Source organism: Glutamicibacter sp., assembly GCF_032154645.1.
In the GTDB taxonomy this organism is placed as follows: Bacteria; Actinomycetota; Actinomycetes; order Actinomycetales; family Micrococcaceae; genus Glutamicibacter.
Genome location: NZ_JALDXV010000023.1, coordinates 25,403 through 48,154, shown reverse-complemented (window position 1 = coordinate 48,154; position 22,752 = coordinate 25,403). Strand labels below are relative to the sequence as shown.

At 61.9% G+C, this 22,752-nt stretch carries 21 protein-coding genes; 16 read left to right on the top strand and 5 right to left on the bottom strand.

The genetic code is table 11. The annotated features are described in order from the left end of the window. The first annotated feature begins 280 nt into the window (after positions 1 to 280). On the top strand, positions 281 to 1,291 hold the full coding sequence (locus RUH64_RS15060) for a trypsin-like serine protease (protein ID WP_313814476.1): 1,011 nt from the start codon (positions 281 to 283) through the stop codon (positions 1,289 to 1,291). 14 nt (positions 1,292 to 1,305) lie between these two features. Then, on the top strand, positions 1,306 to 1,491 hold the full coding sequence (locus RUH64_RS15055; RefSeq protein ID WP_313814475.1) for a hypothetical protein: 186 nt from the start codon (positions 1,306 to 1,308) through the stop codon (positions 1,489 to 1,491). A gap of 60 nt (positions 1,492 to 1,551) precedes the next feature. On the opposite strand, the gene valS is transcribed toward RUH64_RS15055, so the two are convergent. Then, positions 1,552 to 4,170: a valine--tRNA ligase gene (gene valS, locus RUH64_RS15050; RefSeq protein WP_313814474.1), complete on the bottom strand. Its 2,619-nt coding sequence runs from the start codon at positions 4,168 to 4,170 to the stop codon at positions 1,552 to 1,554. Positions 4,171 to 4,265: 95 nt separating this feature from the next. On the opposite strand from valS, the gene RUH64_RS15045 reads away from it, so the two are divergent. The 14 genes from RUH64_RS15045 (at position 4,266) to RUH64_RS14980 (ending at position 18,856) form a co-directional block, all read left to right on the top strand. After that, positions 4,266 to 4,718 carry an isoprenylcysteine carboxylmethyltransferase family protein gene (locus RUH64_RS15045; protein WP_313814473.1) on the top strand — a complete coding sequence of 151 codons (453 nt, stop codon included), beginning with the start codon at positions 4,266 to 4,268 and terminating at the stop codon, positions 4,716 to 4,718. A 51-nt stretch (positions 4,719 to 4,769) separates the two neighbouring features. Then, positions 4,770 to 5,537 (top strand): SDR family oxidoreductase, encoded by a 768-nt coding sequence (locus RUH64_RS15040; protein WP_313814472.1) that lies wholly within the window; start codon positions 4,770 to 4,772, stop codon positions 5,535 to 5,537. Between the two features lie 21 nt (positions 5,538 to 5,558). Next, positions 5,559 to 6,284 (top strand): CbiX/SirB N-terminal domain-containing protein, encoded by a 726-nt coding sequence (locus RUH64_RS15035; protein WP_313814471.1) that lies wholly within the window; start codon positions 5,559 to 5,561, stop codon positions 6,282 to 6,284. A gap of 76 nt (positions 6,285 to 6,360) precedes the next feature. Further along, positions 6,361 to 8,061, top strand: coding sequence for a nitrite/sulfite reductase (locus RUH64_RS15030; protein WP_313814470.1), 1,701 nt, complete (start codon positions 6,361 to 6,363; stop codon positions 8,059 to 8,061). Further along, complete coding sequence (locus tag RUH64_RS15025; RefSeq protein ID WP_313814469.1) at positions 8,058 to 8,771, top strand: phosphoadenylyl-sulfate reductase; 714 nt, start codon at positions 8,058 to 8,060, stop codon at positions 8,769 to 8,771. Before RUH64_RS15030 ends, RUH64_RS15025 begins: the two co-directional genes overlap by 4 nt. A 16-nt stretch (positions 8,772 to 8,787) precedes the next feature. Further along, positions 8,788 to 9,711, top strand: a complete 924-nt coding sequence (gene cysD, locus RUH64_RS15020; RefSeq protein ID WP_313814468.1) for a sulfate adenylyltransferase subunit CysD — start codon at positions 8,788 to 8,790, stop codon at positions 9,709 to 9,711. A 2-nt stretch (positions 9,712 to 9,713) separates the two neighbouring features. Next, a complete protein-coding gene (locus RUH64_RS15015) occupies positions 9,714 to 11,009 on the top strand; it encodes a GTP-binding protein (protein WP_313814467.1) in 1,296 nt (431 codons plus the stop codon). Beyond that, on the top strand, positions 10,993 to 12,123 hold the full coding sequence (locus tag RUH64_RS15010) for an ABC transporter substrate-binding protein (RefSeq protein ID WP_313814466.1): 1,131 nt from the start codon (positions 10,993 to 10,995) through the stop codon (positions 12,121 to 12,123). The genes RUH64_RS15015 and RUH64_RS15010 overlap by 17 nt, the downstream gene beginning before the upstream one ends. Continuing rightward, positions 12,123 to 12,860: an ABC transporter ATP-binding protein gene (locus RUH64_RS15005; RefSeq protein WP_313814463.1), complete on the top strand. Its 738-nt coding sequence runs from the start codon at positions 12,123 to 12,125 to the stop codon at positions 12,858 to 12,860. The genes RUH64_RS15010 and RUH64_RS15005 overlap by 1 nt, the downstream gene beginning before the upstream one ends. Further along, entirely contained in the window at positions 12,838 to 13,689 is an 852-nt protein-coding gene (locus RUH64_RS15000) for an ABC transporter permease (protein ID WP_313814462.1), read from the top strand. The genes RUH64_RS15005 and RUH64_RS15000 overlap by 23 nt, the downstream gene beginning before the upstream one ends. After that, positions 13,689 to 14,468, top strand: coding sequence for a uroporphyrinogen-III C-methyltransferase (gene cobA / locus RUH64_RS14995; protein ID WP_313814461.1), 780 nt, complete (start codon positions 13,689 to 13,691; stop codon positions 14,466 to 14,468). Before RUH64_RS15000 ends, cobA begins: the two co-directional genes overlap by 1 nt. Positions 14,469 to 14,485: 17 nt before the next feature. Further along, the gene (locus RUH64_RS14990; protein ID WP_313814460.1) at positions 14,486 to 15,940 is read left to right on the top strand and encodes an FAD-dependent oxidoreductase; all 1,455 of its coding nucleotides are present in this window, start codon (positions 14,486 to 14,488) and stop codon (positions 15,938 to 15,940) included. Between the two features lie 467 nt (positions 15,941 to 16,407). After that, on the top strand, positions 16,408 to 17,529 hold the full coding sequence (locus tag RUH64_RS14985) for an ABC transporter substrate-binding protein (RefSeq protein ID WP_313814459.1): 1,122 nt from the start codon (positions 16,408 to 16,410) through the stop codon (positions 17,527 to 17,529). A gap of 112 nt (positions 17,530 to 17,641) precedes the next feature. Beyond that, positions 17,642 to 18,856, top strand: coding sequence for a cytochrome P450 (locus tag RUH64_RS14980; protein WP_313814458.1), 1,215 nt, complete (start codon positions 17,642 to 17,644; stop codon positions 18,854 to 18,856). A 73-nt stretch (positions 18,857 to 18,929) separates the two neighbouring features. On the opposite strand, the gene RUH64_RS14975 is transcribed toward RUH64_RS14980, so the two are convergent. From RUH64_RS14975 to RUH64_RS14960, 4 genes are all read right to left on the bottom strand, one after another. Beyond that, the gene (locus RUH64_RS14975; protein WP_313814457.1) at positions 18,930 to 19,274 is read right to left on the bottom strand and encodes a carboxymuconolactone decarboxylase family protein; all 345 of its coding nucleotides are present in this window, start codon (positions 19,272 to 19,274) and stop codon (positions 18,930 to 18,932) included. Between the two features lie 193 nt (positions 19,275 to 19,467). Continuing rightward, on the bottom strand, positions 19,468 to 19,992 hold the full coding sequence (locus RUH64_RS14970; protein ID WP_313814455.1) for a hypothetical protein: 525 nt from the start codon (positions 19,990 to 19,992) through the stop codon (positions 19,468 to 19,470). A 170-nt stretch (positions 19,993 to 20,162) separates the two neighbouring features. Further along, positions 20,163 to 20,615: a DUF2871 domain-containing protein gene (locus RUH64_RS14965; protein ID WP_313814453.1), complete on the bottom strand. Its 453-nt coding sequence runs from the start codon at positions 20,613 to 20,615 to the stop codon at positions 20,163 to 20,165. After that, a complete protein-coding gene (locus RUH64_RS14960; RefSeq protein WP_313814452.1) occupies positions 20,608 to 22,710 on the bottom strand; it encodes an MMPL family transporter in 2,103 nt (700 codons plus the stop codon). The genes RUH64_RS14965 and RUH64_RS14960 overlap by 8 nt, the downstream gene beginning before the upstream one ends. Positions 22,711 to 22,752: the final 42 nt, after the last annotated feature.

Here is a 22,752-nt window from a genome sequence, read left to right as displayed (position 1 = left end):
CAAACTGTGATATTTCTTAGAAACTGTCGTGATCTCTGAGCATCGCAGCGTACCTACTCGTTTGAATCCAGCTTTGCGGTGTTTCTGATTGTCTGGAATTCTCATCAATTGAGTCCATTATTTACTTCATAATTTTTGGGTAATTAGACCTGAAGGATCGCGTCGGTGACCAAAAATTTTCTCTAGCGAAAGCTTGAAGTGTGTGTTTGACTATCTCTCACGAGTGCTGAGGGCACTTGACCATTAGTGGCAATGAAGCCACTGGACAAGGAGAAAAATCGTGCAAGACCGTTCCTTTATTGGAATTAAGTCCACAGGCAAGCTCCGCAGGAAACTGGCCGGGGTCGCGGTGGCAGCGAGCGCTTTGACGCTTTGTGCTGCACCAATGGCCATGGCGGCTCCAGGTGTTGATCATCAAGATATCAACTCGAAGAAAATATCAGAAGCTCGCGGGCAGGCAGCAATTGACTACTGGACCCCCGAGCGGATGGAAGGTGCAAAGAACGCAGATTCCCTCGTTGCAGGAAAGACTGGTTCGGCATCAGACGTCGCCACCGGCAAGCCAGCAAAAATCAAGGGAGAGCCAGCATCACCTTCTCTGTCCAAGGGACAGCAAAACCTCAAGGGGAAGCCAACGAAACCAGCTTCTGAGCCAACGGTTTCGCACATCGGCAAAGTTTTCTTCACCCTTGGGGGAGCGGACTACGTCTGCTCAGGGAACGCGGTGGTTTCCGCGAATGAATCAACAGTCTCAACCGCAGGTCACTGCGTGAACGAAGGCCCTGGCACCTTTGCCACCAAGTGGGTATTCGTCCCTGCCTACGATAATGGAAATGCTCCATATGGCACCTTTGCGGCCACCGAACTTGTTGCTCCGACCGAATGGACTTCCGGAGGCGACATCACCTACGACACCGCCTTCGCCGTCGTGTCTGACCAGAGCGGCGTGAGCCTGACCGATCAAGTGGGTGCTTCCGGTGTAGCTTTCAATCAGCCCCGAGGAGAGTTCTACACTGCATTCGGCTACCCTGCAGCATCACCTTTCAATGGACAAACTTTGGAATCCTGCAGCGGTTCGGCAATCGATGATCCCTACGGACAGAGCATGTCACAGGGTATTAGTTGCGACATGACCGGCGGTTCGTCGGGCGGCCCATGGTTCCTGGGCAGCGGCTCGGGCGGTTACCAGAACTCGGTCAACAGCTTTGGATACAGCGGGGTTCGCAACACGATGTTTGGTCCGTACTGGGGCAGCGTCATCGAGCAGTCCTACCAGGAAGCACAGAACTAAAGCAAGGCGGGATGATGGGCCAGAAACCATCGGACAGCGAAGAGCAGCCTGTAACGGTACATCGGATGGTACAGAGCGCCTCCGAGCAGCTCGACTATTTCACAGCTGAACGGCAGCGGGACTCGAAACCGAGAAAATTGACGGTCAACCGTGAAGGACAGAAAATCGACAGTCCCGAAAGCTTCCCCGAATCATCCTGAACAAACAAAAGATCGGCTGCGAATCTCAAGTTGAGATTCGCAGCCGATCTGCATTAAGCCTTAGGCTTCCTCTGCTGGAGCCAACTCGACGTTGGTGACGGTAAGTTCACCGTCGGCAACAACGAGCCGTAGCTCACGGGCATTGGCGGCCGACTTCAAATCTTCGAAGCCTGCCTTCAACCTCTCGATGACCTCTGCAGGTGCATGGATCTCGCCGGAGAGAACCTCGGTGCGCTGCTTAACCTTTGCATCGGACTTTGCCTTGCGGATGCCTGAGAGCGCCTGGCCAACAGTTGGCAGCACGTCAGCATCGGCACCCTGAACGGCAGCGGTCAGGTGAGCGGTGCTTGGCCATTGGGCCAGGTGCACCGAACCGGTACGCCACCAGCCCCAAACTTCTTCCGTAGCAAATGGCAGGAATGGAGCGAAGAGGCGCAGCACCGAATCCAAGGTAGTTGCCAAGGTTGCCAGGACGCTTGCCTGTTCCGCTTCGCCGTGGCCGCCGTAGGCGCGGTCCTTGACCAACTCCACGTAGTCGTCGGTGAAGGACCAGAAGAACGACTCGGTGATGTCCAGTGCGCGCGCGTAGTCATAGTTCTCGAAGGCGCGTTGCGCATCATCGATCACGGTCGACAGGCGGGTCAGCAGCGAATGGTCCAACCCGTTGGTGACTACCGCGGCATCGTCGGTCAGGACATTGGCCTCGGTTGCGCCCAGATTCAGCACGAACTTTGAAGCATTCAGAATCTTGATGGCCAAACGGCGGCCGATCTTCATCTGGTTGACCTCATAAGCGGTGTCGGCGCCCAGCTTGGCGCTGGCTGCCCAGTAGCGCACCGCGTCGGCGCCGAACTGATCCAGCACGTCGTTCGGGACCACAACGTTGCCCTTGGACTTGGACATCTTCTTACGGTCCGGATCCAGGATCCAGCCCGAGATGGCTGCGTGCTTCCATGGTGCGTTGTCGTGCAGGGAATCTGCGCGAACGGCGGTGGAGAACAGCCAAGTGCGGATGATGTCGTGCCCCTGTGGGCGCAGGTCAAATGGGTAGACCTTGGAGAAGAACTCGTCGTCGCGGCCCCAACGGCCAACGATCTGCGGGGTGAGCGAGCTCGTGGCCCAGGTATCCAGGACATCGGCGTCGCCGATGAAGCCGCCGGCGGCGCCGCGCTGATCCTCGGTGAATCCGGCTGGCGCGTCGGCTGCAGGGTCGACCGGCAGCTGGGCGATCTCGGGCAGGATCGGTGCATCATAGTTCGGCTCGCCGTGCTCATCGACCTGGTACCAGACCGGCACCGGCACGCCGAAGAAGCGCTGGCGGGAAACCAGCCAGTCGCCGTTCAGACCCGATACCCAGTTTTCGTAGCGCGAGCGCATGAAGGACGGGTGGAAGTCGATCTGCTGACCGCGGGCGATCATTTGTTCGCGGCGCTGCTCATCGCGTCCGCCGTTGCGGATGTACCACTGGCGGGAGGTGACGATTTCCAGCGGCTTGTCGCCCTTTTCGAAGAAGTTCACCGGACGGGAGATCTTCTTTGGCTCGCCGTCGAGCAGGCCTGCCTCGCCGAGCAGCTCGACCATGGTCTCCTTGGCGGAGAAGACGGTCTTGCCTGAAATCTGGGCGTAGTTCTCCTTGCCTGCTTCCGAGGTGATCCATTCCGGGGTATCTGCCAGGATGCGGCCGTCGCGGCCGATGATCGGACGGGTTGGCAGCTGCAGTTCGCGCCACCAGGTTACGTCGGTCAGATCGCCGAAGGTGCAGACCATCGCGATGCCCGAGCCTTTGTCGGCCTGGGCCAGCGGGTGTGGGTGGACGGTGACCGGAACGCTGAACAGCGGCGAGGTGACGGTCTTGCCGAACAGGTGCTTGTAACGCTCGTCCTCTGGGTGCGCCACCAGGGCGGCACAGGCTGCCAGCAGTTCCGGGCGGGTGGTCTCGATGAAGACCTGCTCGCCGTCCTGCGCGGTGAAGGCGTAGCGGTAGTAGGCGCCAGGCATTTCGCGGTCTTCCAGCTCGGCCTGGGCCACAGCGGTGCGGAAGGTGACATCCCACAGGGTGGGCGCCTCGGCCATGTAGGCATCGCCCTTGGCCAGGTTGTCCAGGAAGGCACGCTGAGAGGTGGCACGCGAGTTGTCATCGATGGTGCGGTAGGTCATGCGCCAGTCAACCGACAGGCCCAGGGTGGTGAAGAGCTGTTCGAAGACCTTCTCGTCTTCCACTGCCAATTCTTCGCAGACCTCGATGAAGTTCTTGCGGCTGATGACGTCCCAGTCTCGCTGGTTCTTTGCAGGCTTCTCCGGCGGGCGGTAGCCCTCGATGTACGGCTTGGTTGGATCGCAGCGCACGCCGAAGTAGTTCTGCACGCGGCGCTCGGTCGGCAGGCCGTTGTCATCCCAACCCAAGGGGTAGAAGACGTTCTTGCCGTTCATTCGCTGGTAGCGGGCCAACACGTCGGTCTGGGTGTAGGAGAACATGTGTCCTACGTGCAGCGAACCGGATGCGGTCGGCGGGGGAGTGTCGATGGAGTAGACGGCCTCGCGGGTCGTGTCCTCGTTGAAGTGATAGGTGCCCTCGGTGCGCCACCGGGACGAGAGACGTTCCTCCAAGCCTTCCAAAGCCGGCTTGTCAGGAACGGAAACCGTTGCGGGCGTGTCTGTGCCCAAGTTTTCTTCTGCCATGCACCTATTCTTTCACGTTTTCCAGGCAAGAATTGCATCCGTGATTATTGCGCGGACCACTGCCGCAACGCCGCGGCGAGGCGTAGCATCGGTGCATGAAAACTCGTACTGCTCCGCCGATTCCTCCCCCCGCGATCGTCGCCGCCGCAGTGGGCTGTCAAATGCTTTTGTCCCGGCGGCACAGCAGTACCCGTGGAGAAAAGGTTGCTGCGGTGGTGGTGGGTAGTGCCAGCATGGGGATCGCAGTGTGGGCCGATGTCTCCTTCTACAGGGCGCACACCAGCGTCAACCCCCTGCGGCCAGAGGCGAGCAGTTCATTGGTGACCACCGGGGCCAATGGTTTTACGCGCAATCCCATGTATGTGGGAATGCTCGGTGGAATCGTTGCACACGGCCTGTGGCGCGGAGGAGCGGCAACCATGCTTCCGGCAGCTGGTGCATGGTGGTGGTTGGACAAGCTCCAAATCGCCGCGGAAGAACACGTGTTAACCGAAAAATACGGCCAAGAGTATCAACGGTATCTCTCCCGGGTGCCGCGATGGCTGTAAAACCCTCGGCCCAGCTACGCCTGTAAAGCCGACAGGTCATAGAGTTAGGGTATGACTCTGAATGAAAACGCCTCGACAACTCGTTCTGCCCTAGTCACCGGAGCCTCCAGCGGCATCGGCCAGGCAACAGTACGCGCCCTTCGCCAGGAAGGCTGGAAGGTATTCGCCGTCGCCCGCCGCGCCGACAGGCTGCAGGCGCTGAGCGGGGAAACCGGTGCCATCGCGGTGGCGGCGGATGTGAGCGTGCAAGGCGACGTCGACGCACTGGCACGCACCGTTGCCGAACACGGCGGCGTCGATACGCTCGTCAACGTTGCCGGAGGAGCCCGCGGCACCGAATACTGGGCCGACGCGGTGGATGAGAACTGGGAGTTCATGTGGCAGGCAAATGTCATGGGCACCATGCGCCTGACCCGTGCCCTGCTCCCGCACCTGCGCCAGGTGCAGGGAACGATCCTGAACGTCACCTCCACCGCTGCGCTGGCCAGCTACGAGGGCGGCAGCGGATACAACGCGGCGAAGGCGGCGCAGAGCGCCATGACCTCGGCGCTGCGGTTGGAAGAAGTCGCCAACGGGGTGCGCGTCATGGAACTGCTGCCGGGCTTGGTGCAGACCGAAGAATTCGCGCTGCGCCGCCTGGGCAGCCAAGACGCAGCGGACAAGGTGTACGACGGGGTCAAGGAGCCGCTGCTGGCCGAAGACGTGGCCGAGGTGATCCGCTACGCGGTCAGTTCGCCGCGGCACGTGAACTTCGACCAGATCGTGCTGCGCCCGCAGGCCCAGGCCGCAAACCACAAGCTCGTCCGTGACGAGCAGTAATCCACCCGAAGGACCCATCACATGAGCCCTGCAGCACCACACAGAATCCACATCCTCGCCGCCTCGCACGGCACCGACAATCCGCGCGGACAGCAGCTGATCCATCAGCTGCGCGCGCAACTGGAAGAGCAGAGCGGCGCTTGGGCTGTTCAGCTTGAATGGCATGAAGCCTACGTGGATGTCCAAGAACCCGCATTGCCCCAGGTCTTGGAGCAGCTGCCCGCCGGTGAACCGGCCATCGTCCTTCCCCTGTTGGTGGCCGACGGCGTCCACACCACCAAGGACATCGCCAGTGCGGTGGCCGCTCGCCCCAACGCCTCCGCCGCGAGCCCCTTGGGTGCCCTGCCGCAGCTGGCACAGGTGCTCGCCGAACGCGCCGAAGCGCACCTAGCCGAAGACCAGCAGGTAGTTCTGGCCGCCGCGGGCACACGCCTTGAGATCGGCCAGCAGCAGATCAGGAAGCTGGCGGGGCTCGTTGCCGAGCAGCTGCGGCGCGAGGTCTCGGTCGCCTACTGCGCCGGTGCAAACCCCCGGGCGGAAGAGGTCGTCGCCTCGGCCTCGTCGCCGGTGCTGCTGATCAGTGCCCTGCTGGCAGACGGCTACTTCCAGGACAAGCTTGCTAGCACGGGCGCTGCCGGACTGACAAGCCCCTTGCTACCTGACGTAACTATTGCTCAATGTTTCCTCGTGCGACTCGAGAATGCGTTGCATGAGGCGGGTTTTATGTCCTTGGATGACGAAGAATGAGCTGTTAAAGCAACGGGCAGTCATGTGACACAACCTTGTTGCAGGCACCCAGGGGTCAGTCCATACGCTGGGTGCCATGACGCAGACAACCACACCAGCACGACCCAAGCGGGCCGCCAAGCCCAACGGCCAATGGAAGATCGACGGGCCCACCCCGCTGAACGCCAACGAAGAAATGAAGGCGGCGGACAACGGCCTGAACGTCCGCGCCCGCATCGAAGAGATCTACTCCAAGCAGGGATTCGACTCGATCGACCCAGACGACCTGCACGGCCGCTTCCGTTGGTGGGGCCTGTACACCCAGCGCGCCCAGGGCATCCCCGGAGGCAAGACCGCAACCCTTGAACCGCACGAGCTCGAAGACAGCTACTTCATGCTGCGCGTGCGCATCGACGGCGGCGCACTGACCACCGAGCAGCTGCGCGTCATCGGCGGCATCTCCACCGAATTCGCCCGCGACACCGCCGATTTCACCGACCGCCAAAACGTGCAGCTGCACTGGGTGGACATCGTGGACGTCCCGGAAATCTGGCGCCGCCTTGAATCCGTGGGGCTGCACACCACCGAGGCCTGCGGCGACGTGCCCCGCGTCATCCTTGGATCTCCGGTCGCCGGCATCGCCAAGGAAGAGATCATCGATCCGACCCCGGTGATCGCCGAGATCTCCCGCCGCTACATCGGCAACCCAGAATTCGCCAACCTGCCGCGCAAATACAAGACCGCCATCTCCGGACACCCGAGCCAGGACGTGGTCCATGAGATCAACGACTTCGCACTGATTGGCATCATCCACCCAGAGCTGGGCCCGGGCTACGACCTGTGGGTCGGCGGCGGACTGTCCTCCAATCCACGCCTGGGCGAACGCCTCGGCGTCTTCGTCACCGAAGAGCAGGCTGCGGATGTATGGGAGGGCGTCACTTCCATCTTCCGCGACTACGGCTACCGCCGCCTGCGCAACCGCGCCCGCCTGAAGTTCCTGCTGGCCGACTGGGGCACCGAGAAGTTCCGCCAGGTGCTGCAGGACGAATACCTGGGCCATGCGCTGCCGGACATCGAACCGGGCCCGCAGCCCACCGAACCGGGGGACCACTCCGGCGTGCACGAGCAGAAGGACGGGAAGTTCTACGTGGGACTGAGCCCGGAGGTGGGCCGCGTCTCGGGCACCAAGCTCACCGCCCTGGCCGACCTGCTCGAGGCCCACGGCTCCTTCCGCCTGCGCACCACCCCGCACCAGAAGGTCATCGCCCTGGATCTGGACAAGGACCAGGTTGACCACTTCGTCGGCGGCGCCCGCGCCCTGGGCCTGGAAGCCTTCCCGGGGCTGCTCAAGCGCTCGGCCATCGCCTGCACCGGCATCGAGTTCTGCAAGCTGGCCATCGTCGACACCAAGAACACCACCATCGACGCGGTCAAGGAAATCGAGAAGCGCCTGGCAGACCACGAGGGCAAACTGCCCAAGTCGCTGTCGCTGCACGTGAACGGCTGCCCGAACTCCTGCGCCCGCGTCCAGACCGCAGACGTCGGCCTGAAGGGCCAGCTGATCACCAACGAGGCGGGCGAACAGGTGTCCGGATTCCAGGTACACCTCGGCGGCACCCTCGCCGGCTTCGAAAACGGCCAGGCAAGCCTGGGACGCACCGTGCGCGGCCTGAAGGTCGAGGCGGACAAGGTCCCGGACTATGTGGAACGAGTTCTCAAGAACTACTCGAACAGCGCCAACGAGGGCGAATCCTTCGCCGCCTGGGCGCACCGTGCCGAAGAGGACGAACTGAAGTGAGCACCTACACCACACACACCGAAGAACAGCTGCGCGCCATCGCCGCCGCCGGAGCCGAAGAGCTCGGCTGGGACGCCACCGCAGAACAGGTGATCGCCTTCGCCGCGAAGCACTTCGACATCAAGGACGTCGCCGTCGCCTGCTCCATGGCGGACGCGGTGCTCCCGCACCTGGTCGCAGGCCAGCTGCCGGGAGTCGACGTGCTCTTCCTGGAGACCGGCTACCACTTCACCGAAACCCACATCACCCGCGACGAGGTGGCCAGGAATCTGGACGTCACCGTGGTTGATGTCCTGCCGGAGCTGAGCGTTGCAGAACAGGACGCGAAGTTCGGCAAGGACCTCTTTGCCCGCGACGCCGCCGCCTGCTGCCAGTTGCGCAAGATGGACCCGCTGAAGAAGGCACTGGCAGGCTACGGCGCTTGGTTCACCGGGGTGCGCCGCGACGAGGCCCCCACCCGCACCAACACCCCGCTGGTCACCTTCGACGAGACCCACGGCCTGGTGAAGTTCAACCCGGTGGCACCGTGGAGCTTCGACGAGCTGATCGGCTACGCCACCGAGCACCAGGTGCCGGTGAACATGCTGCTGGCCCACGGCTACCCGTCCATCGGCTGCCAGCCGTGCACCCGACCGGTGGCCGAGGGCGAAGACCCCCGTGCCGGACGCTGGGCGGGCCTGTCGAAGACCGAATGCGGCATCCACATCTAAAACCAAGGACATTTCAATGACTGTAACTGCACCCGCTCCAGCCGGAACCCAGCGCAGCGTTTTGGACGCCCTGGAAGCCGAATCAATCCACATCATCCGCGAGGTACTCGCCGAATTCGACAAGCCGGGACTGCTCTTCTCCGGCGGCAAGGACTCGGTAGTGGTCCTGCACCTGCTGGCCAAGGCCGTCTACCCGGCCCGCGTGCCGATCCCGGTGGTCCACATCGACACCGGCCACAACTTCGGCGAGGTCATCAACTTCCGCGACGCGGTCGTTGAAAAGTACGGGCTGAACCTGGTGGTCGGCTCCGTTCAGGAGTACATCGACCGCGGCGAACTGAAGGAACTGCCCGACGGCACCCGCAACCGCCTGCAGACCCGCGTCCTGCTGGATACCATCGAGGCCGGCGGCTTCGACGTGGTTTTCGGCGGAGCCCGCCGCGATGAGGACAAGGCCCGCGCCAAGGAGCGCATCCTGTCCCTGCGCGACGAGTTCGGCGTCTGGGATCCGCGCAACCAGCGGCCCGAAATCTGGAACCTGTACAACGGACGCCACCAGCCTGACTGGCATGTGCGCGCCTTCCCGATCTCCAACTGGACCGAACGGGACATCTGGTCCTACATCCAGCGCGAGAACATCCAGCTCCCGTCGATCTACTTCGCCCACAAGCGCCAGGTCTTCGAGCGGGACGGCATGTGGCGCGCGGTCACCGACGTCAGCCAGCCCGAGCCGGACGAGGCCATCACCATCAAGCAGGTGCGCTACCGCACCGTGGGCGACGCCAGCTGCACCGGCGCGGTGCTCTCCGCGGCAGACACCGTAGAGAAGGTGCTTGACGAACTGGCGGTGTCCACGCTCACCGAACGCGGTGCCACCCGCGCCGACGACCGAATTTCCGCTGCGGCGATGGAAGACCGCAAATCCGAAGGGTACTTCTAAACATGACCACCACACTGCTGCGCATCGCTACCGCCGGCTCCGTGGACGACGGTAAGTCCACCCTCGTCGGCCGGCTGCTGCACGACGCGAAGGCGATCCTCGCCGACTCCCTGGACGACCTGGCCCGCACCAGCGCCGAACGCGGCTTCGGCGGCGAAACCGGGGCACTGGACCTGGCACTGGTCACCGACGGCCTGCGCGCCGAACGCGAACAGGGCATCACCATCGACGTGGCCTACCGCTACTTCTCCACCGAAATGCGCTCGTTCATCCTTGCCGACTGCCCGGGCCACGTACAGTACACCCGCAACACCGTCACCGGCGCCTCCACCGCGGATGCTGCCATCGTGCTGGTCGACGCCCGCAACGGCGTGCTGGAGCAGACCCGCCGCCACCTGGGCGTGCTGGCACTGCTGCGCGTCCCGCAGCTGATTGTCGCGGTGAACAAGATGGACCTGGTCCAGTGGGACGAGGCGCGCTTCACCCAAATCGAATCCGAGATCCACGCACTGGCGGACCAGCTGGGCCTGCAGGCCACCACCGTCATCCCGGTCTCGGCCCTCGACGGGGACAACGTGGTGGAGCCTTCGGCGAACGCCGACTGGTATGCCGGACCGACGCTGCTCGGACTGCTCGAAGATCTCACCCTGGCACAGCCTGCAGGGACCGCACGCCTTGACGTGCAGTACGTCATCCGCCCGCAGGGCGGGTTGGCCCCGGGCCTGGACGCCGACTACTACCGCGACTACCGCGGCTACGCCGGCACTCTGGTCGACGGCAGCCTGTCGGTGGGCGATCCGGTGCAGATCCTGTCCAACGGCTACCCGGCGCTGAGCACCGTCAAGGCCATCGGCACCCCTTCGGGCCTGGTGAACACCGCCCACGCCGGGGAGGCCATTGTGCTTGAACTGGCCGACGAGGTGGACATCGCCCGCGGCGACACCGTGGTGGCAGGCACCCTGCCCCAGGCGGTCCGCGAATTCGATGCGAACATCTGCGTGCTCGCACCGGTCAAGCTTGCCGAAGGACAGCGGGTCTTGATCAAACACGGCGCCAAGGTGGCGGCTGCCAAGGTGGCGCAGATCGACCACGTGCTGAACGTGGCCGACTACAGCCGCGAACCTGCAGAGGCGCTGGCGCTGAACGACCTGGGACGCATTACCGTACGCAGCTCGGCCGCCGTCTCGGTCAGCGACTACCGCGACTCGCGCACCGGCGGCTCATTCCTGCTGATCGATCCCGCCACCGGCCGCACCCTGGCCGCAGGCATCATCCAGGCCGATGATGAAGCGGCCTAAGAAGCAGGGCGACCCGGCGCCGACGGCCGATCAGGGCGGCGCGCCGGGGACCGGACGCATCCGATTGAGCGCAACGGTGCCCAGCAGCAACCGCAAGGGCCGGGTCATCGGCTTGGTGCTGGTCGGGCTGCTGGCCTCCACCGCGGTGCTCACCGCCTTCGTCCCGGCGCCGAACAAGGCTGCCACCGCCAGCGCAGACCAGGGTCCGGCTGACACGCTGCGCCTCGGCTACTTCGCGAATGTCACCCACGCTCCGGCCCTGGTGGCGCAGTCCGGCGGGTTCCTGGACAAGGAGCTGAAGGCCGACGGCACCGGACTGGAAACGCAGATCTTCAACGCCGGCCCGGCCGCCATCGAGGCGCTGAACTCCGGCGCCCTGGATGCCGCCTACCTGGGCCCCAGCCCTGCGCTGAACAGCTACCTGTCCAGCAAGGGCACCTCGCTGAAGATCGTGGCCGGCGTTGCCTCCGGCGGTGCCAGCCTGGTGACCACCAAGGACATCACCAAGGTTGCGCAGCTGGAAGGTACGAACCTGGCCACCCCGCAATTCGGCGGCACCCAGGATGTGGCGCTGCGCGCCTTCCTGAAGGCCAACGGGTTGGAAGGCAAGGCCACGGTGACCCCAAGCTCCAACGGCACCGTCCCACAGCTCTTCGGCCGCGGGGCGATCGACGGGGCCTGGCTTCCCGAACCGCATGCATCCCTGTTGGTGCAGAAGTACGGGGCACATCGCCTAGTCGATGAATCCACCCTATGGGATGAGGGAAAGTTCCCGACCACCGTACTTGTGGTTTCGCAAAAGTTCATCGCCCAGCACCCACAGACCGTCAAGGAACTGGTTCAGGCGAACGCCCAGGCAATCGACTGGCTCAATCAGGCAGACGACAAGTCGAAGCTGAAGGCGGTGCAGGAGGCGCTCAAGCAGGCCAGCGGCAGCTCACTGGATGACAAGGTGATCGCCTCGGCGCTCAAGGAAGTGAACTTCGACCAGCAGCCGCTGAACAAGACCTTCGAAAAACTGGTGCAGAACGCGGTGTCGGTCGGCATCGGAGAACCGGGGGATACCGCCGGTCTGGTCGATGAATCATTTATCCGCTCGGAAGGAGGAAAGTAATGGGAGTACTGCTGCACGAAGTGTCGCTCAGCTACCCGGGCACCGGACTGGTGATCGATCGGATGAGCGCGGAAATTGAAGACGGCGAGTTTGTCGCGGTCCTCGGAGCCTCCGGCTGCGGAAAATCTTCCCTGCTCAACCTCATCTCCGGGCTGCTTGCACCCAGCGCCGGCTGGCTGGAGGTGCCCGAAGACGGCGCGGCCTTCATGTTCCAGGATTCAAACCTCTTGCCCTGGCTCACCGCCGGAGCCAACGTGGACCTAGCGCTGAAACTTGCCGACTACCCGAAGGAACTGCGCGGCGAGCGGGTCAAGGAACTTTTTGACCTGGTCCAGCTCAGCCACGCCGTGGACAAGAAGCCGCACGAGCTTTCCGGGGGCATGCGCCAGCGCGTGGCGCTGGCCAGGGCGCTGGCCCAGGACCGCCAGGTGCTGTTGATGGACGAGCCCTTCGCCGCCCTGGATGCCATCACCCGCGACATGCTCCACGAAGAGCTGCGCAACCTATGGGCCCAAACCGGCAAGACCATCATCTTCGTCACCCATAATGTGCGCGAGGCAATCCGCCTGTCCGGTCGCATCCTGGTGCTTTCATCCCACCCTGGTCGAATTCTTGAGACCCGAAGGATCACCGACGAACTGCGCAACAACCCGGCGTCCTCCGCCGAGCTGGCCAACGAACTGACCACGATCCTGCGAAAGGAGCAGCGTAAACATGAGCACTCTGACCGAGCTTAAAGCACCCAGCGCCCCCGCGGCGGCGCCGGCAGCGAAAAAGCGGCGCGAGGTTGACGCCGTGGTAGCTCCGATCATCGCGGTGGTCGTGCTGCTGAGCCTGTGGCAGATCGCCGCGTGGATCAGCCCGCTGCGTTCAGACCTGTTTCCGGGTCCCGGCGAGGTTCTGGCGAGCCTGCCGGAAGTCATTGCGGACGGTTCGCTTCTCGCCGCGGTGAGCACCTCATTGTTCAGGGCCATCAGCGGTTTCGTCATCGCCGTGCTGGTCGCCACCCCGATCGCGCTGCTGCTGGCCCACCAGCCACTGCTGCGCAAGGGCGTGGGCCCGCTGATCTCCGCCATGCAGGTGCTGCCATCCATCGCCTGGGTACCGGCGGCAATCATCCTCTTCGGGCTGAGCGACGCCACCATCTACACGGTGCTGCTGCTCGGCGCGATCCCGTCGATCATCAACGGCCTGCTTTCAGGCATCGACATGATTCCACGCCAGTACACCGCGCTGTCAAAGGTGCTCGGAGCCAGCAAGCGCGAACACATCCTGCACGTAGAGCTGCCTGCCGCGCTGCCTGGTTACGTCGGCGGCCTGCGTCAGGGCTGGGCCTTCGCCTGGCGTTCCTTGATGGCCGCTGAACTGATCGCGGTCGGCGGTTCGCTGGCCCTGGGCGTCGGTTCGCTGCTGCAGCGCGGCCGCGACCTGGCCGACCTCCCGCTGGTGATGCTGGTCATACTCGTGATCCTGCTCGTGGGAGCCCTCATCGAACTTCTATGCTTCGCTCCGCTGGAACGCAAACTGCTGCGTGACCGCGGAATGAGCCGAACTGGAGAAAAATAATGACTATCGGTCACATCACCCTCATCGGCGGGGGACCGGGCGATCCGGAACTGATCACCGTTGCCGGTTATAAGGCACTGCTCGCGGCGGACGTCGTACTGGCCGACCGCCTTGGGCCCACCGCACTGCTGGCAGACCTGTCGGACGACGTAACTGTCATCGACGTGGGAAAGGCCCCCAACTGCCATGTCAAAACCCAGGATGAGATCAACGAACTACTGGTCAAGTACGCTTTAGATGGCAAACACGTGGTGCGCCTGAAGGGCGGAGACCCGTTCGTTTTGGGCCGCGGCGGCGAGGAAATGCACTACGCCGCGAAGTTCGGCATTGCCACCCGGGTCATCCCGGGCATCACCAGTTCGATCTCGGTGCCGGCCGCCGCAGGCATCCCCGTCACCCACCGCGGTGTGGCTACAGGCTTCACCGTAGTCAGCGGTCATACCGACCTGGCGGATGTGCCGATCCGTTCGGACCACACCCTGGCGATCCTCATGGGCGTTTCCAATTTGCCAAAGATTGTTGAGACTTTGCTTACCCGAGGTTTACCGTCAAGTACGCCGATTGCGATAGTTGAGCGAGGTTACTCACAGACGCAGCGCACAACTATCGGTACGCTAGAAGAGATTGTAGTACGCGCCCGCAAGGCCGCAGTGGCGAATCCGGCCGTCATCGTCATCGGTGATGTCGTTCGGCTAGCCCCGGAAGCCTCCGACCAACTGGTAGACCTCCTGCCGCTAGAGAACGCCGAGGCCACCGTGCCGGCCACGATCGTTGACTAAGAAAGAGATGTTGTTTGATGAGTGAAATTATCATCCCAGAGCACCTGACCACCCGTTCACTGCGTGTGGCAATTGTTGGCGCGGGCCCAGCGGGTATCTACGCAGCCGACCTGCTGAACAAGAGCCAGCCGGTGTCCAGCGGCGCACTGTCGCTGAAGGTAGACCTCTTCGACGAACTGCCAACCCCCTTCGGCCTGATTCGCTACGGCGTTTCCCCGGACCACCCACGCATTAAGGGCATCATCACGGCCCTGCACAAGGTGTTGAACAACGACTGGATCGACTTCTACGGCAACGTAGGACTGGGACGCGACATCACCCTCGAGGACCTGCGCGCCCGCTACGATGCGGTCATTATCTCCACCGGCGCCCAGAAGGACGCCGACCTGAACATTCCAGGCATCGATCTTGAAGGCTCCTTCGGCGGCGCAGACTTCGTTTCCTGGTACGACGCCCACCCAGATGTCGATAAGCACTGGGACCTGAGCGCCAAGGAAGTTGCTGTCATTGGCAACGGCAACGTGGCATTGGATGTTGCCCGCATCCTGTCCAAGCATGCAGACCAGCTGCTGGAGACCGAGATTCCCGCCCACATTTACGATCTGCTCAACGACTCGGCAGTCACCGACGTGCACGTCTTCGGCCGACGCGGCCCAGCCCAGGTGAAGTTCACCCCGCTGGAACTGCGCGAGCTTTCGCACTCCAAGGACGTAGACATCGTCCTGTACCCGGAGGACTTCGAGTTCGACAAGGCTTCCGATGAGCTGATGAAGACCAACAACCAGGTGAAGACCATGGTCTCGACTCTGACCAACTGGCTGATCGAGCAGGAAGAACGTGAAGAGGCGCCGAGCGCATCGCGACGCCTGCACCTGCACTTCTTGCAGTCTCCGGTTGAGGTATTGGGCGAAGACGGCAAGGTCAGCGGCCTGAAGCTCGAACGCAATGAACTTGATGGAAACGGCGGAGCCCGCGGCACCGGCGAATTCATCGAATACCCGCTGCAGGCTGTGTACCGCGCCGTAGGCTACTTCGGCTCGGCTGTTGACGGCATCGAGTACGACGGCGCCAAGGGTGTGCTGCCGAACGTTGAAGGACGCGTCCTGGATGCCTCCGGAACCCACGTCACCGGCCTGTACGCCACCGGTTGGATCAAGCGCGGTCCAATCGGCTTGATCGGCCACACCAAGGGTGATGCACTGGAGACCACCACCCACCTGCTCGAAGACCTGGGCAACCTGGCTCAGCCAACCAACGACGAGCCAATTGCGGCGCTGCTAGAAGAGCGCGGCGTCCAATTCTCCGACTGGGAGGGCTGGATGAGCCTGGACGTCCACGAGAAGGAGCTGGGAGCCGCCGCAGGCACCATCGAGACCCGCTTCGGGGACATCACCCGCGATCGCATCAAGGTTGTGGAGCGCGATGCCATGCTGGAATTCTCCCGTGCAAAAAAATTAGCTGAGAGTCTGTAAGCTTCACCCCAGGCTCAAAACAAAGCCCTAGGCCGCCAGATGATGGCGGCCTAGGGCTTTGTTGTCGATACCAGTGTTCGCGGACGACTCCTGAAAGATGCGTTTGCTGAAGTCGGTGCAGATTCCTGCCGATGCTTTCGATAGCCCGGGCGATAAATACCGCATATCACCCCTGCAGCGAACCCCGTCTACCAAACTGTGATTTCAATAACAATACTGATGAGTAACGCTACGGATGAGTAATCAAGGATTCACTCTCAAGCTCGTTCGTCGCCCACAGGCAGGGACGTTGATCTGACGTCACTGCTAGACCGATGATTGCCCTATGACCCGGTTGCCTCTTTCGCCCAACCGACGATCCAGTTCCTTTCAGCTTTCGTGTGAAAGTCAACCGAGCATCTCGTCGAGTGGAGAAAGCACCCTCCATCAAACATTGCTTCAATTCATCGACGAAAAGGCATGGGGACATGAATCGGTCAGGACAATCGCGCCGCGCAGAAGCACAACTGCGCGCAATGGGCCATCAGGTATCGCGCCGCTCGCTGCTGCGTTTTGCGGGTCTGGGCGCCGCAGTTTTAGGTTCCAGCACGGTGCTTTCGGCCTGCGGTGCAGCCAGCGGGGCACAAAACGCCGCAAGTGCAGTGAAATTTACCGTGGCATCGGTGCCTGGCGACTCATTTATCCTCGACGCCATCAACGTGGCCAACTCCGATTATGCAAAGCATCAGCTTAACGTCCCCAAACACATCAACCCCTCCAGCGGGGTCCAGGGGTTTCAGCTGCTCGTTTCCAACGCCATCGACGGCATGGGCGCAGATACCTTGAATCTCATGGCCACCCACGTCAACGGCCAAGAAGGGCAGCGTCCGGTGATGGTGGGCCTGCGCGTCATGGAAACTACCTATGGCATTGTCGGATCCGCGAAGGGCGCCTGGCCCTCGGATCAGGCGGGCTTTAAGGAGAAGATGCAGTCGCTGAAGGGCAAGCGCGTCGGCGTGACAGCCATCGGCGCAGGAGGCGACCTGCAGCTGAAGCTCGCCCTGGAAGAAGCCGGCATGAAGTATTTGGACGTCACGGTGTTGGCCGTGGGACTTGCAGTTCAGGCAATCCCCAATCTGAAGGCGGACCGCATCGACGCCTATGTGGGCGTTCAATGGACCTCGACCCGGTATGTCGCCCAAGAATCCGGTGGCAGGGTTCTCGTAGATTTCTCGGCCAAAGACACCCCTGCCATCGTGCGTGATCAGGCGGTGGTCGCCATCGCGGTGCGTGAAGATATGGCAAAGAACCATCCCGAGGTGGTGCAACGGTGGCTTGCGGCCCAGCAGGATGCGCATCAATTCATGCTCGATGAACCGGCGAAGGCGGCCAAGATCCTCAACGATACCGGCCGGGGCGGCAAGGGACTGGCGATCGCCGAGGCCTATATGCAGCACTATGCGGATCAGGTGGCACCCTCGCTGCAGCCGAACTTCAAGGTACCGCAGGACATGGTGGAGCGCATGGCCCAAGTCGGACAACGCTTCGGCAGCATCAAGCAGGGAAGCATCAACTACGAAACCTTGGTTCCGGATTTTGCCAGGGCCTGAGGCGAACCAGTCGGTGCGTTGCGCATCGCAATCGATCTAGCTCGAACAACGAAGCCACATCAACTACTACAACGCTGAAATCAGCTAACCGTACCTACGGAAGGATACAACAATGACAGTTACTTCACAGTGCCCGGTCAGCCAGGGGATCCCGGTGCTGGACGCAGATCCTTTCGCCGCCGAATGCCTGGAAGATCCATTGCCCTTCCAACAGCAGCTTCGCGATGCCGGGCCGGTCGCGTACCTGTCGAAGTACGGAGTCTACGCCATCGGCCGTTTTGCCGAACTCTCCGAAGCATTATCCAACTGGCAGGGACTGATCTCCGGCGCTGGCGTCGGAATTCGAGACCTGGACGCGCCCAAGGGGCTTCTGCAGACCGACCCTCCGCTACATGACGCGCCGCGAGAGGTACTGCAGGAAATCCTTTCAGCCCGAGCACTGCGTGCCATGAAGGAAACGTGCATGACCCGCGTGACAGACCTGCTCCACGAGCATCTGTCCGACGCTCCCAAGGGCGCAACGGTCGAAATCGACGGTCTGACGCAGATTGCCCACGTGCTTCCCGTAGATTTCTTCCCCGACGCTTCGGGCATCGACGAATCGGCCAGGGACAAGTTCGTCGACTTCGCCGACCACAATTTCAACACCGCGGGCCCCTACAACGACCTCGTGAAGGCGGGCGAGTGCAAGGCGCCGGAGCTTGCCAGCTGGATGGCGCAGAAGTGCCAGCGTGATGCGTTGCGGCCCGACGGATTCGGCGCTGACATCTGGGCCGCCGCAGATCGGGGCGACATCCTCCACGAAAACGCGGCATTGCTTGCAAGCTCGTTGATCGCGGCAGGCGTTGATACGACGATCTACGGGATTGCCGGAATGCTCTACGCCTTGGCGACGAATCCGGAACAGTGGGAGCTGGTCAAGAAGAATCCGAGCCTGGCTCGAGTCGCTTTTGACGAAGCCCTGCGCTGGAGTTCGCCGGTGCAGGCAATGTTACGGAAGAGCTCGGTGGACCTGCAGATTGGAGGCGTCGTCATTCCAGCCGGACAGAAGGTGCTGATGTGTTATCCGGCCGCCAACCGCGACCCCCGGCGTTGGGAGAATCCGGACAATTTCGATGTTACCCGCGACCCATCTGGCCACCTGGCGTTCGGCATGGGGGTGCATCAGTGCGTAGGACAGCACGCGGCCCGTCTCCAGGCGGCCTGCCTCCTGGAACAGCTCATCGAGCGCGTAGACACCATCGAACTGGTAGGCGAGGTCAAATATCACCACAACAATGTGCTGCGCGGATGGTCCTCCGTACCCCGGCGCTTCACCCTGAAGTAATAGAACAAGCTGCCTCGAAACTCTCACAGGTTCGAGGCAGCTTGACCCGCACGGGGTCCTGGCGCGAGGTCCGCTAGTGCTGGTGTCCTTCTTCGCCGTCGAAGAACTTCATCGCCATGAAACCATGGGTCAACCCAGCACCGGCCCGAAGCGCGGTGGCGATCATGATGGTTTCCGCCAGCTCCTGTTCGGTGGCACCTTCCTTGCGCGCTGCCTTGGTATGCGCCTCAATGCAGTAGGGGCACTGGGTCGTCAGCGCTACCGCCACAGCAATTAATTCGGTTTCCTTACGGGGGATGACCTTGTCTTCACCGCGCAAGGCCGCCTTGTCGAATTCCAGAAATGCCTTGTGCGCTTCGGGAGCTCCATGGCGGATGTTGCGTGAATACTTCGAGTCGGTATGTTCGTGATAGCCCAATGTCGGCTCCCATCTGAGGTGGTGGCACGGTGCCTTGCCCTAGGCGGCACCGTTCATGAATCCAATGTTCCCGACGTTAGCACGGGTGTATAGCTAAGCTGCCTGTCAGAGGAATCTGCAGGTATATGACGGCGCGTTGTCGAATAACGCGTTGGTGAGATCACCCTTTGAGAACGGCAATGTCGGCTCCGGTTCAAGTCTGCAACAATTTGGCGATGTTCTTCGCCTGAAGCGCGTCCCGGGCGACGATCGTCATACGGAACTTTCCATCAACCGTGAAGGCGACCTGGGCGCATCCTCCGACGTTCAATCGAAGGCCTCGATCACTGGCCGCCCGTCCCGACACCGGCCAGTTGAGCCAGCCCGTATTCATGACGCTGAGCTCGGAAACGCGTATATCTGACACCCGGGCAATTTCAATGCGTCGGTGGTACATGGGTGCGCTCAGCAGGATGTGGGCATCAGCGCTCCTGGTCACCGAGATTCTCGCCTGGGTTGCGCCCCAGACTGTCAGTGCTGCGACCACGGTGATGATTAGGACAGCGATAATCAGGGATGAAGTAGGGCCAGCTTGCCCAGATCCCGACGGCCGTGCGGAGCCGAAGATCAGTACATACGCAGTCAGACACAATGATCCGGGCACCAGCGCAATAAAGCGGTAGGCCGGATCCGGGGGGACCACTACTTTTTGATGTATGGCGTCGCGGCCGGCGTTCACAGGCTTCCTCCTCACACTCCGGGCAGGCATCCCTCATTGTCAGCCTGACAGGGGCGCCCGCCGCCCTGTATGAGCAACTGTTGTTGGTGCGACCGTAGCAGAACCGACCTTAGGCCGGATGCGCCAATGCCCGCCGACCACGTCGACGGGCATTCATTGAGGGCATTCAACTAGTTGGAAGCGGCGTCCAGCTTCTGCGAAGAATCGCTGCGCCGGGCACCAACGCTGCGGCGCAGCATGATGAACAACAGGATCATTCCCGCGGTGAGGAACATATGTCCCAGACCCGCGATGCCCGAGATCATTTTGTTTGACTCGACACCAATGATGGTGAGCATGCCGTGGGCGGTCATCATCGAAGCGGTGAGGATGAGCCCGGCGTTGTAGGTGCCCAGGAACCATGCGTAGAGCTTGCGGTGCTGGCTGAGGGTGAATGCCCTTTCGAGGAGCAGCACCAGCAGGAACACCAAGAATCCCAGCACCAGCAAATGGGTGTGAACGATGGACAGCTGGGTGTAGCCGCCTTCAGGGAATTCGTTGATCTTGCTGAACTCACGGTAGAACAATCCGGATGCTACGCCTACCAGCATGTAGATGAAGGCGAGATTGACGAGTTTACGCATTGACGATGGTGTCCTTCTGATCTTTGTGATGGGTGGTAATTTCGGTGCCCGCAGTGTGCGAGCCGAAGATCGGGCGGCCGTTGCGGCCCAGAGTTGCGAAGAGTGCTGGCAGCAGCAGCGTGCGTACGACGAAGGTATCGAGGAGCACACCCAAGCCGACGATGACCCCCAGCTGTCCGAGCACCATCAGCGGCAGCGCAGCCAGCGCTGCGAAGACGCCGGCCAATACCAAGCCTGCACTGGTGATGACCGAGCCGGTATGGCCAGCGGCCTGTGCGATTGCCGGCTTCAGAGGCATCGAGGCAAGGTTCTGCTGCACACGCTGGGTAAAGAAGATCGTGTAGTCCACGCCCAAGGCCACCAGGAAGACAAATGCCAGCAGCGGAACCTGAACATCCAAGGCATCGGCGCTGAATACCAAGGAGGACACAAGCGAGCCAATGCCAATGGCGGCCGCGGCGCTGAGCAGGTTGACCAATCCAAGGGCCAGCGCCGTCCTGAAGGAACGCGTCAGCCAGCCCAGCGCAATAAAGCAGATCAGCATGATGAGCGGCGCAATGACCAACAGGTCACGCAGGTGGCCTTGTTCGGTGTCGTACCGTTCGGCAATTTGCCCGCCGACCAGCACCGTCCCATCACCCTCCTGTGCTGCAACTTCGCGGATGTTCTTCACCAAGTCCTGAGCCTGCTGGGAACCCGGGTCTGCGGAGGTGATGACCGAGAACTGCTGCCACCTGGTACCTTCCAAGGCGCTCGGTGAACTCACGCGTGCAACGTCGGGAAGCGCGCTGATCTGATTTCGCAGGTCGCTGGTGTCATCGGAGTCGCTCAGGACAATGATGGGCTGAGCTTCACCAGCGGGGAAATGCTCGACCAGCTGCTCCATGGCGCTCGCCGATTCGGTGGCGGTCCTGAACTGCTGTGTTTGATCCAAACCAAGCCGTACCCCGGCCAGGGAAGAAGCGAGCACCACGAGCAACAGCATGAGCGTGGCCAGATTGATGGCGGGTTTGCGCATGGCCGCGTTGGCCATGCGGGCAAAGATGTTCGCCTTGGTTTCGACCTGTCCCGGGCGGGGGATCAAAGGCCAGAATGCCTTTCGCCCTGCCATGGCAAGTACTGGAGGCAGCAGGAAAAGGACGAAGACCGCGGCAATGAGCAGGCCGACGGCGCAGACGATGCCCAAACCGCGGGTATCTTCCATCATTGCCAAACCCAAGGTCAGTAAGGCGAAGACCACGGTGAGGTTTGAGGTCAGGATCGCTTCAAAGCTTGACACCCAGGCACGGCTGAGCGCCGAACGATGATCCGCATGTTTCCTCAGTTCCTCGCGGTAGCGGGAGATCAGCAGCAGCGCGTAGTTCGTTCCTGCACCAAAGACGAGAACGCTCAAGACTCCGGAATCAAAGTGCAGGCCCAACCAATTGCCCAGGAGATTTGCCACTTTGGAGGCGGTGCCGTCGGCCAACCCAACTACGGCAAGCGGAAGCAGCCACAACACGGGGGATCGGTAGGTGACGATCAAAAGGACCGCGACGATCAATATGGTCACAGCCAAGAGGGTGAAGTCTGCCCCGGCAAAGGCCTGGGTGATATCCACGGCGAAGGCCGTTGAGCCGGTGACCTGCTGATCCACTGCGTCTACCGGATGCTCAGAAATCCAACTTCTGATGTCTATCAAGGTCTGCCGATCGGCATCATCCGAAACCGTAGTCCACGAGACCGGTACCATCAGAGCCTGCGCATCATCGCTTGCCAGCGGACGGCCCACCGTGAGGTTCAGCTGATCGGCCATGCTCCTCACTTGCCCGGTCAGCTGTTGCGTTTGGTCCGGGCTGATTTTCTGCCCGTTGGCTCCGGTAGCCACCAGCAGTGCAGTGGTCGAATTGTCGCTTGAATTCGCCTGGATGACCTGCGCGACCTCGGCAGATTCGGAGCCGCTGACCAACGAACTACCTGATCGCTGTGGTGCCTGAACGCTGCTGAGCGCTCCAAAAAGCAAGACCACCACGACGGTGATGCCTAGGGCCCAAACGCGTGCACCACGTTTACTGGTGAGCGACCGGCTGAGCCTGGTTAAGACTGGATGATTCATACTATCCAGTCAACAAGTTTTCCCCCTTCCTGCCGTCGTGAA